Origin of the sequence: Planktotalea sp., from assembly GCF_049680325.1 — a bacterium.
Taxonomy (GTDB): domain Bacteria; phylum Pseudomonadota; class Alphaproteobacteria; order Rhodobacterales; family Rhodobacteraceae; genus Planktotalea.
The window spans coordinates 1-9812 of sequence record NZ_JBAUHO010000294.1 but is presented as its reverse complement, the minus strand read 5'-3'; the positions used below and the strand labels follow the sequence as shown (position 1 = coordinate 9812).

7 protein-coding genes, 1 tRNA gene and 1 pseudogene are annotated in these 9812 nt (G+C 55.9%); 2 read left to right on the top strand and 7 right to left on the bottom strand.

Going from position 1 to position 9812, the window contains the following annotated elements; all coding sequences use genetic code 11:
• Positions 1-345: 345 nt before the first annotated feature.
• A tRNA-Asn gene (locus WBC85_RS13525) sits at positions 346-420 on the bottom strand.
• An 81-nt stretch (positions 421-501) separates the two neighbouring features.
• Complete coding sequence (locus WBC85_RS13520) at positions 502-1410, bottom strand: MBL fold metallo-hydrolase (protein ID WP_424438162.1); 909 nt, start codon at positions 1408-1410, stop codon at positions 502-504.
• A 41-nt stretch (positions 1411-1451) separates the two neighbouring features.
• Between WBC85_RS13520 and WBC85_RS13515 the strand changes: the two genes are divergently transcribed.
• Positions 1452-2771: an ATP-binding protein gene (locus WBC85_RS13515; protein WP_424438159.1), complete on the top strand. Its 1320-nt coding sequence runs from the start codon at positions 1452-1454 to the stop codon at positions 2769-2771.
• Between the two features lie 74 nt (positions 2772-2845).
• Here WBC85_RS13515 and gltA read toward each other — a convergent pair whose 3' ends face one another.
• Together gltA and gltX are read right to left on the bottom strand one after the other, a co-directional pair.
• The gene (gene gltA / locus WBC85_RS13510) at positions 2846-4144 is read right to left on the bottom strand and encodes a citrate synthase (protein WP_424438156.1); all 1299 of its coding nucleotides are present in this window, start codon (positions 4142-4144) and stop codon (positions 2846-2848) included.
• Positions 4145-4219: 75 nt separating this feature from the next.
• Positions 4220-5629: a glutamate--tRNA ligase gene (gene gltX / locus WBC85_RS13505; RefSeq protein WP_424438153.1), complete on the bottom strand. Its 1410-nt coding sequence runs from the start codon at positions 5627-5629 to the stop codon at positions 4220-4222.
• Positions 5630-5713: 84 nt separating this feature from the next.
• Between gltX and WBC85_RS13500 the strand changes: the two genes are divergently transcribed.
• The gene (locus WBC85_RS13500; protein ID WP_424438150.1) at positions 5714-7771 is read left to right on the top strand and encodes a ComEC/Rec2 family competence protein; all 2058 of its coding nucleotides are present in this window, start codon (positions 5714-5716) and stop codon (positions 7769-7771) included.
• On the opposite strand, the gene lexA is transcribed toward WBC85_RS13500, so the two are convergent.
• The 3 genes and pseudogenes from lexA to moaC all read right to left on the bottom strand — a co-directional run.
• Positions 7765-8463: a transcriptional repressor LexA gene (lexA, locus tag WBC85_RS13495; RefSeq protein ID WP_424438147.1), complete on the bottom strand. Its 699-nt coding sequence runs from the start codon at positions 8461-8463 to the stop codon at positions 7765-7767. The genes WBC85_RS13500 and lexA overlap by 7 nt on opposite strands.
• A gap of 78 nt (positions 8464-8541) precedes the next feature.
• Positions 8542-9714 carry a gephyrin-like molybdotransferase Glp gene (glp, locus tag WBC85_RS13490; protein WP_424438144.1) on the bottom strand — a complete coding sequence of 391 codons (1173 nt, stop codon included), beginning with the start codon at positions 9712-9714 and terminating at the stop codon, positions 8542-8544.
• A pseudogene (gene moaC, locus WBC85_RS13485) lies at positions 9711-9812 on the bottom strand (cyclic pyranopterin monophosphate synthase MoaC); the annotation flags it as partial. The pseudogene moaC and the gene glp, both read right to left, overlap by 4 nt.

The following is a 9812-nucleotide window of genomic DNA, read 5'->3' as shown; positions in this document are numbered from 1 at the left end:
CCATTCAGGAGGCGTTTTGCTGGCTGACCTTCACAAATAACCGGGGTGGAGCGCGGACGATCTTAGCCGATTTTCAGGACATTGGTAGGTGGAGCATGGGCGGCGGATCACCGTTGGACGAACATGAGTTTCGAATCTACGTCGAAAACTTCGTCCTAGGCATCAGTGCGCTTCTTTGAGTGAAATTGCATTAGTGCCTGCAGGCCGGTCTAAGGGCAGACACGCGGTCACGTCTTCGTGAGCGTTCGGCGGGCTGGAAGGGCGCGAACAACCCCCGTAAAGGCAAGAGTAGGTTGTTAGTAGATTTTATGGTGCGCCAATTTTCCCAATAAAATCAAGGGTGATTGGCTCCGGCGGTAGGGATCGAACCTACGACCAATTGATTAACAGTCAACTGCTCTACCGCTGAGCTACGCCGGAACACTTCGGGCGATATAGCAATGGGGGTTTGCGGCGTCCAGAGGGATTTTCCCTCAAATCGCGTTTTTATTCACACAAGGGCTAGAGACGTTCGAAAATCGCCGTCTCGTTTGGAGCGCTTTTTCGAGAAAGCAGGTTTTTACCTACAAGATCAATGAGATGTGCGAATACATTTCGCGTCGCTGCTGGCAGCAGCGCAGCAGGGGTGTCAGAATAAATTGCTTCCGCAATGGCACGGGCGGTGTTTGGCCCTTTGGTCAGCTGTTCCAATATTTGCGCCTCGCGCGAATTTCTATGCGCGGTCAGCCAATCGATACGTGCAATCGGATCTGTGATCGGGGCACCATGGCCTGAATGCATAATCGCCGGCTTCAACGCGCGCAGCTTGGCGCAGGAGGCCATGAAATCGGTCAGATCGCCGTCGGGTGGTGACACCAGTGAACTCGCCCAACCCATCACCAGATCGCCGCAGAACGCCGCATCGTGCCAAGTGAAACACATGTGATTGCCCATGTGACCAGGCGTATGCCAGGCCGTCATGCTTTGATCGCCTGCTTTATAGGTCTTGCCATCTTCCAGCTGAATGTCAGGCGCGAAATCGGTATCAATGCCTTCGCCGCCGTCGCTCATGCCCGCGGCTAAACAGGCCTGCATAGCGGCGCTTCTACCCGCATCACTTGGCCCGAACGCAAGGATCGGGGCACCTGTCGCACGCGACAGCGGGGCCGCCAGGGGCGAGTGATCCACATGGGAATGGGTGACAAAAATCTGCGTAATGCGCTGCCCATCGCTACAGGCAGCCAAGATCGCCTGAAGGTGCGCGTCGCTTGCGGGACCGGGGTCAATCACAGCGATTTCGCGGTTGCCCAAAAGATAGGTGTTCGTGCCGCGATAAGTCATCGGCGAAGGGTTCGGCGCGATGATTCTACGCAGGCCATAGTTGAGGTCTTCGGCGATGCCAATTGCGGGATTAAAGTCGTCCAATGTCATCTGCTCTTTCCTTCGCGCGCGCGTCATGTGTAGGTTATGACATGTCTTTTGCTTGGCTCAAACGCTATATGCCACGCAGTCTTTATGGCCGCGCTGCGCTTATCCTTGTTCTACCGGTTGTAACCTTGCAATTGGTCGTATCAATCGTCTTTATCCAGCGTCATTTTGAGGGTGTGACTGAACAGATGAGCCGAAGCGTTGCGCTTGAGTTGCGCTATCTGCTTGATGAAATGCAGGGGCTTCCGACTGAAGCCAGCGCGCTGGACGCCATTCGTGATATCGCGCGCAATCTACGTTTTGATGTCGCCTTCGTGAGCGAGGCGAAAGTTCCGTATGAAACAGAACGGCGTTGGTATGATTTCTCGGGCATCGTCGTTGAACGCACCTTCGAAGAGCGCCTTGATGAGTTGCGCGTGATTTCCATGCCTGATGATTGGCGCATTTTTGCATTCGTTGACACACGCCTTGGCCCAGTTCAAATCGGTTTTGATCGCCCGCGCGTGTCGGCCTCTAACCCCCACCAACTGTTGGTAAATATGGTGTTCTTTGGGGTTTTGATGACAGTCATTGCCTATATTTATCTGCGCAATCAATTGCGCCCGATCACCCGTTTGGGTCGCGTCGCAGAGGCCTTTGGTCGGGGGCAAACGCTACCCTATCACGCCTCTGGCGCGGTCGAAGTGCGCGCGGCGGGGAATGCGTTTTTGTCGATGCGTGCGCGGATCGAGCGCCAGATCGAACAACGCACGATGATGCTGTCAGGCGTTAGCCATGATCTGCGCACCCCCTTGACGCGTCTGAAATTGGGCCTGTCGATGCTGGATGATGAAGATCGCGAACCGCTAGAACGCGATGTCGAAGATATGCAGCGCCTTTTGGATGAGTTTTTGAACTTCGCACGTGGCAGTAGCGAGGGCGGGCAAGACCTATGTGATCCGTTGGAAATTGCGAAATCCGTTGTGGATGACGCCGTGCGCATGGGGACGAAAGTCACCATGGCGGAGATGCAAACTGGCCCGAAGGCTATGCTGAATTCTCTGTCTTTGCGGCGCGCCTTGGAAAATTTGATTGGCAACGCCGTGCGCTATGGCACCTGCGCCGAAGTGTCGGTCATACGCACGGAAAAAACGGTTATGTTTCGCGTGGATGATGATGGTCCCGGTCTGCCCGAGGATCAGCATGGCGCAGCAGTAAAACCATTTGTTCGACTTGAGCCCGCGCGCAACCAGAACAAGGGTACGGGCGTCGGACTGGGCCTTGCGATCACCAATGATATCGCGCGCGCCCATGGCGGAACTCTGCGTTTTGGCAAAAGCGATACTTTAGGTGGGCTACGCGCAGAAATCGTTATCGGCACCTGAAACTCACGGCACCAGCCAACAAAAAACGCCCCACCAAGATAGGTGAGGCGTTTCTTTAACTTAAGCGCAATCGATTAACGGTTTTCGATGTCCGTGTAATCGCGCGCAGTCTCGCCAAGGTATAGCTGGCGCGGGCGGCCAATCTTGTTTTGTGGATCGCCGATCATTTCTTTCCACTGGCTGACCCAACCAACGGTGCGTGACAGCGCGAAGATAGGTGTGAACATCGACGTCGGGAAACCCATCGCTTCCAGAATGATACCCGAATAGAAATCGACATTCGGGAACAGCTTTTTGTCAGCAAAATACGGATCGGCAAGCGCTGCTGTCTCCAGCTCTTTTGCGACCTGCAAAACCGGGTTGTTTTCAACGCCGAGCAATTCGAGAACCTCGTCCGCAGATTGCTTCATCACTTTGGCACGCGGGTCAAAGTTTTTGTAAACGCGGTGACCAAAGCCCATCAGGCGGAAGGGATCATCTTTGTCCTTTGCCCGCGCGATAAACTCGGGGATGCGATCCACAGTGCCAATTTCGCGTAGCATCTCAAGGCAGGCCTGATTTGCGCCGCCGTGGGCAGGGCCCCAAAGGCAGGCGATTCCCGCAGCGATACATGCAAAGGGGTTCGCACCGGAAGAGGACGCCAGACGAACCGTTGATGTGGATGCGTTCTGTTCGTGATCCGCATGCAATGTGAAAATACGATCCATGGCACGGGCCAGAATTGGATTCACTTCATACTCTTCCGCGGGAACCGCAAAGCACATGCGCAGGAAGTTGGACGCATAATCCAGATCATTGCGCGGATAGACGAATGGCTGACCGATCGAATATTTGTAAGCCCAAGCGGCAATTGTCGGCATCTTGGCGATCAGGCGGTGCGACGCGATTTCGCGCTGACGCGGATCGGAAATGTCTGTGCTGTCGTGATAGAAGGCAGACATAGCACCAACAACACCCGTCATAATGGCCATCGGGTGCGCATCGCGGCGGAAACCACGGAAGAAACCCGTCATCTGCTCATGAAGCATCGTGTGACGTGTGATCGTGCTTTCGAATGTTTCAAGCTCTGCAGCCGCTGGCAGTTCACCATAAAGCAACAGATAGCAGACCTCTAGGAAATGGGACTTTTCAGCAAGCTGATCGATTGGATACCCACGGTGCAGCAGTTCGCCCTTGTCGCCATCGATGAAGGTGATGGTGCTGTCGCAGCTTGCAGTAGAGGTGAAGCCGGGATCATAGGTGAACACGCCCGCTTGTGCGTAGAGCTTGCGAATGTCGATGACATCCGGTCCAGCTGTTGGCGAATAGATCGGCAGTTCAAACTGTTTGTCGTCAAATTTCAGCGTGGCGCTGCGTTTTGAGGTGTCAGACATTCTCATCCCTTTTCAAAGCTACCTGTCGCGCGGACCGCGTCCAGGTTCGTGTACCTAACGAGTCTTACCGAAGTCTTACCCGTTTGGCGTGGCTGCGTCGGAAATTCGGGCAATGGATTCTTCCTTGCCCAAAACCAGCAGCATATCAAATACGCTAGGTGTCACAGAGCGTCCGGCAAGCGCCGCACGCAAGGGGGCTGCCATTTTGCCGAATTTCGTGTCGTTCGCTTCGGCAAATTCCGCTGTGATCGCCTCAAGAGCGTCTCGGCTCCAGCTAGCATTTTGCAGATGCGGCGTCAACGCATTCAGTATACCACGGGATACCGTATCAAGCGATTTCTGCGCCTTCTCATCCGGTGAAATCGGGCGCTCGACCAAAACAAATGCAGCTTTTTCAAGGAGTTCTGGAAAGGTTTTGGCCCGCTCTTTGAGGCAATTCATCGCATCTGCCAAAAGTGCGACCTTGCGTTCGCAAAGTGGCTCGTCGCCGCGCGCTGCCAGAAATTCGAGCAATTCTTGCTGCAAGGCAGCATTGTCGGCGCTTGCGATATGCTGACCGCAGACGTGTTCAAGCTTTTTCGTGTCAAAACGGGCAGGGGATTTGCCGATTCCATTCAAATCGAACCATTCCTTGGCCTGCTCGTCAGTGAAAAATTCGTCATCCCCATGGCTCCAGCCCAGCCGCGCAAGATAGTTACGCATGCCAGCCGCTGGATAGCCCATCAATTGGTATTCCTGCGCACCAAGCGCGCCGTGGCGTTTGGACAGTTTCTTGCCGTCGGGGCCGTGAATGAGGGGGATATGTGCATAAACGGGCAGATCCCAGCCCATTGCTTCGTAAATCATCATTTGACGCGCGGCATTGCTAAGGTGGTCATCCCCGCGAATAACGTGGGTGACGCCCATATCATGGTCATCCACCACAACGGCCAACATATAAACAGGCGTGCCATCAGAGCGTAGCAGGATCATGTCATCCAACTGCTCATGGGCGATCCGCACCTCGCCTTGCACTTCGTCATGAATAACCATCGTGCCGCCTGTCGGGGCCTTCACACGAATGACGAATGGCGCATCAGGGTGGGTGCTGGCATCCGCGTCACGCCATGGGCTGCGATAGAGCGTGGAACGTCCTTCGGCCCGCGCAGCTTCGCGAAAGGTTTCTATTTCATCCTGCGTCGCAAAACACTTGAACGCCTTGCCGGCTGCAAGCAACTCGTTCGCCACTTCGGCGTGGCGATCCGCGCGCTCAAACTGGCTGATGACATCGCCATCATGATCCAGCCCAAGCCATGCCATACCTTGAAGTATTGCAGCCGTCGCTTCGGGGGTTGAGCGCGCCCGATCCGTGTCCTCGATGCGCAGCAAGAACTTACCGCCGCGCCCGCGAGCATAGAGCCAGTTGAACAAGGCAGTACGCGCCCCGCCAATATGGAGATATCCGGTCGGGGACGGGGCAAAACGGGTGACAACATCAGCGGACATAGCGCGATTAACCTTTCGGTAAGCATAACTTGGATAGAGTTGAGCATGTGATAGCTATCCGGACGGGTAAGGACAAGGACAAGCATGGATCGCGACAATGGTTGGCGCGCGCTCTTCAGTGCGGAACTCACACAGGGGTTTGTCTTTTCGCCCGTCGTCTTTTCGCTGGGCATTCTGTTGTACTTTCAGGCACCTGTTGAGCCACAAATTTGGCAAGGTGCACTCGCTTTCTCTTGTGCTGTCCTTTTTGGTTTGGCGCTTGGTCGCGCAGGCTATTCACTGCGGCCTGTTTTTTGGGCACTCGCGCTATTCGCGGCTGGGTTTAGCGCTGCAGCATGGCGCAGCACTTCGATCGCTGCACCCGTTCTGGATTGGCGTTATTATGGCCCGGTTGAAGGCCGTGTTGTTGGGCTGGATCGCTCTGGTTCAGGCGCTTTGAGGGTCACGCTGGATCAGATCGCCCTTGGGCGGCGCGCCCCTGATGAAACCCCCGAAAAGGTCCGCATTTCGCTGTTTGGCGATGATGCGCAGCTACGACCGAAGGCAGGCGCCCGCGTAATGACCACGGCGCATCTTTCACCACCCTCTGGCCCCGCAGAGCCACATGGTTTCGATTTCCAGCGCTATGCCTGGTTCGAGCAGCTGGGCGGCTTGGGGTATTCGCGATTACCGTTGCTGCTGGCAGCGCCGCCCGAGCGAAATCACACCTTCTTTGCTTGGCGGCTGGCGATATCAGAGCGCGTTCAATCCCATTTGAGCGGCCAGACCGGAGCCTTTGCTGCTGCCCTGATGACGGGGGACCGCAGTGGGTTATCGCAAGAAACGCTCAATGATTTACGCCATAGCAATCTCGCCCATTTGTTAGCCATTTCGGGGCTGCACATGGGGCTTTTGGCAGGGTTTGTGTTCGCTGCGTTGCGCGTGTTGTTCGCTTTGACGCCGCCTTTGGCTACCGGCCAATCCGCAAAGAAAATTGCAGCGCTTGGGGGCTTGATTGCGGCGGCAGGGTACCTGGGCCTTTCAGGTGGATCCGTTGCAACAGAGCGCGCGTTTGTTATGGCGGCCGTGGCCCTTGGGGCAGTCATGCTAGAGCGCCGCGCAATAAGTTTGCGCGCCGTTGCACTGGCCGCTCTGATTATCCTGCTGCGCAAGCCAGAGGCGGTAACAGGCCCGGGTTTCCAGATGTCCTTTGCGGCAACGACGGCTTTGGTGATTACTTTCAACCTGATCTCAGCGCGGCGCATGGGTGGCGGGCCGGGGCATCCGCTGGTGCGTATCATCAGCGGCACGGTAATTTCCTCCGCAGTCGCAGGCTTGGCGACACTTCCAATTGCGGCTGCCCACTTCAATATTATCGCGCATTACGGATTGGCGGCGAACCTGATTTCTGTCCCTTTGATGGGGGTGCTGATTATTCCTTTGGGTGTCATCGCCGTCTGTCTGTTGCCCTTCAACATGGAAGGAATTCCTCTCTATTTCATGGGTTTTGGGCTGGATTGGATATTGTCCGTCGCCCATGAAGTCGCACATTGGCCAAGCGCGATTACCACGGTTCCAGCCCCGCCCGGTTGGGCCTTCTTTATGCTTTGCAGCGGTTTTTTGCTTTTGGGGCTCATGGCGTCCAAACTACGCTTTTTGTGCGTCGCCCCGATTTGCGTCGGAGCCATCGCTTGGGCCACGGTTGAGCGCCCTGATGTGCTTATCGCAGACACCGGAAATCTGGTGGGGGTTCTCTTGGAAAAGGGGCGCGCACTCAACAAAGCGAAGGGCGCAGGGTTTGTTGCGGGCGTTTGGCTGGAAAATGATGGGGATGCCAGCGATCAATGGCGCGCAGCGCAGCGCTGGGGGGAGGGCGTGAATGCGACTTCGGTCAGTGAACGCACCATCTATGCCGCAAGTGGTAAACGCGGCCTTGCCGCCTTCAAAGGCTGCTCCGTCAATGACATCGCGATCTTTTCAGAAGCCTTTGAGGGCAGCGCGCCATGCGAAATTTTCGACATCACGCGATTGAAGCAGACAGGCAGTGTCGCACTTACGTTCAAGCCGAACGGAGCACTTGAAATCACAACGGCCCGCGCAGTGGCGGGCCGACGATACTGGAATGACAAAGCCCTGCGCAAAACGCGCTGGGGCCATCAATAGCTGCGGATCAAACCGACCAAACGGCCCTGCACTTTGACTTGCTCATGCGAGAAAAAGCGCGTCTCAAAGGCCGGGTTCGCCGCCTCAAGCGCGATGGTCGTGCCGTTGCGATGGAACCGCTTCAGCGTGGCTTCCTGATCTTCCACCAGGGCCACAACGATATCGCCGTTATCTGCTGTATTCGTTTCACGGATCACCACGATATCACCATCGTTGATGCCCGCGTCGATCATGGAATCACCTTTAACTTCAAGCGCATAATGCTCGCCCGGGCCTGATAGCATCTGGCTTGGCACCGCAACATTATGCGAGGCATGACTGATCGCTTCGATCGGGACACCCGCTGCGATCTGCCCCATGACAGGCAGTTCCATCGCATGGATCGCTTCAACAGGACGGGCTTCGCGCGGGGCAGGTACATCGGGTTTACCACCCTCAACAACGCGCGGCACAAAGCCAGCAGGCGTCATACCCATGCTGTCAGGCAGCTTCACAATCTCGATGGCGCGGGCACGGTGCGCAAGGCGGCGGATAAAGCCGCGTTCTTCCAGTGCAGTTATCAAACGGTGAATGCCTGATTTGGAACGCAGATCCAGCGCTTCTTTCATTTCATCAAACGAAGGGGGAACACCGTCCTTCTGCATGCGTTTGTTGATAAATTCCAGCAAATCCAGCTGCTTTTTGGTCAGCATTCCAGCATCCTCCTGCGGTGCAGTTTCGCTTTGTTCTATCCATGTTCTCGTTTTGTGTCAACGAATTGTTCAGATACATTAAAGCGCGATGTAGGGAACCTGTTCGCCAACGGCGCGCGCCGGATCATGAGGAGGGCGCAGCAAGAGTGCGTTCGCCTGCGCAAGAACGCTCAAGAGCGCGCTGTCCTGGCGTTCGACCGCCGTGATTTTGCCATTCGCGACCTGTGCGCGCATATAATGCGCGCGCGGCCCGTTCTGTGGCAGATCTTCGGACAAAGTGGCGTTCAAATGCGGGGCAGCGGTTTGTCCAAGGCCAAGCATTGCGCGCACGATCGGTTGCACAAAGACGACGCCGCAGACCATTGCAGACACCGGGTTGCCGGGCAGGCCGATCATCACCGAGTTTTCCAACTTGCCAGCCATGAGCGGCTTTCCGGGGCGCATTGCGACTTTGTAGAACGCGCGCTCCATTCCGAGGTTCGCAGTGACGCCGCCAACCAGATCATGATCGCCAACCGAAGCGCCGCCGATGGTGATAATCAGATCCGCGCCGCGCGCCAATCCGAAGGCTGTGTGCAGTGCAGGCAATGTGTCATGCGCAATCGGCAGCAAGCGCACGTTCGCTCCCATTTGCTCTAACATCGCCTTTAACCCGAAGGTGTTGGAGGCAATGATCTGATCGGGGCCGGGTGTTTCGCCTGGCATCACCAGTTCTGTACCCGTCGAAATGAGTGCAATGTCAGGGCAACGCGTCACCGGCACTTCGTTGATGTTCATGGATGCAAGCAGGGCGATCAACTGCGGCGTCAAAAGCTGCGGTGACTCTAGCGTTTGACCCGCTTTGAAATCGGCACCGGCAGGGCGAATATAGGCTTGGGTTTCGCTTGTCTCGCGGATGGTTACCTCATTCGAAATAACATCGACATCTTCTTGAATTACGATCCAATCAGCGCCTGTCGGCACAGGTGCACCTGTAAAGATGCGCACCGTTTGACCCGCAGCAATGGCACCATGAAAGCGCGCGCCTGCCGCAGATTCGCCGATCATTTTCAACCGCTTACCTGCGACATAGTCAGACGCACAGATGGCGTATCCATCCATCGCTGATGCGGCAAATGCAGGTTGATCGCGCGTGGCGCTTACAGGCTGGGCCAGAACGCGGCCCGCTGCGTCCTTTAGCTGAACCTTTTCAACGCCGAGCGGCGCGACAAGTGCAAAAAGTTCGGTAAGTGCCTGCTCTACGCTAATCATTCAGCCACATAGCGGCCAGATTTGCCGCCATCCTTTAGGGTCACATGAATGCCGCCAATTTCCATTGTCTTATCAACGGCTTTTATCATGTCATAGAC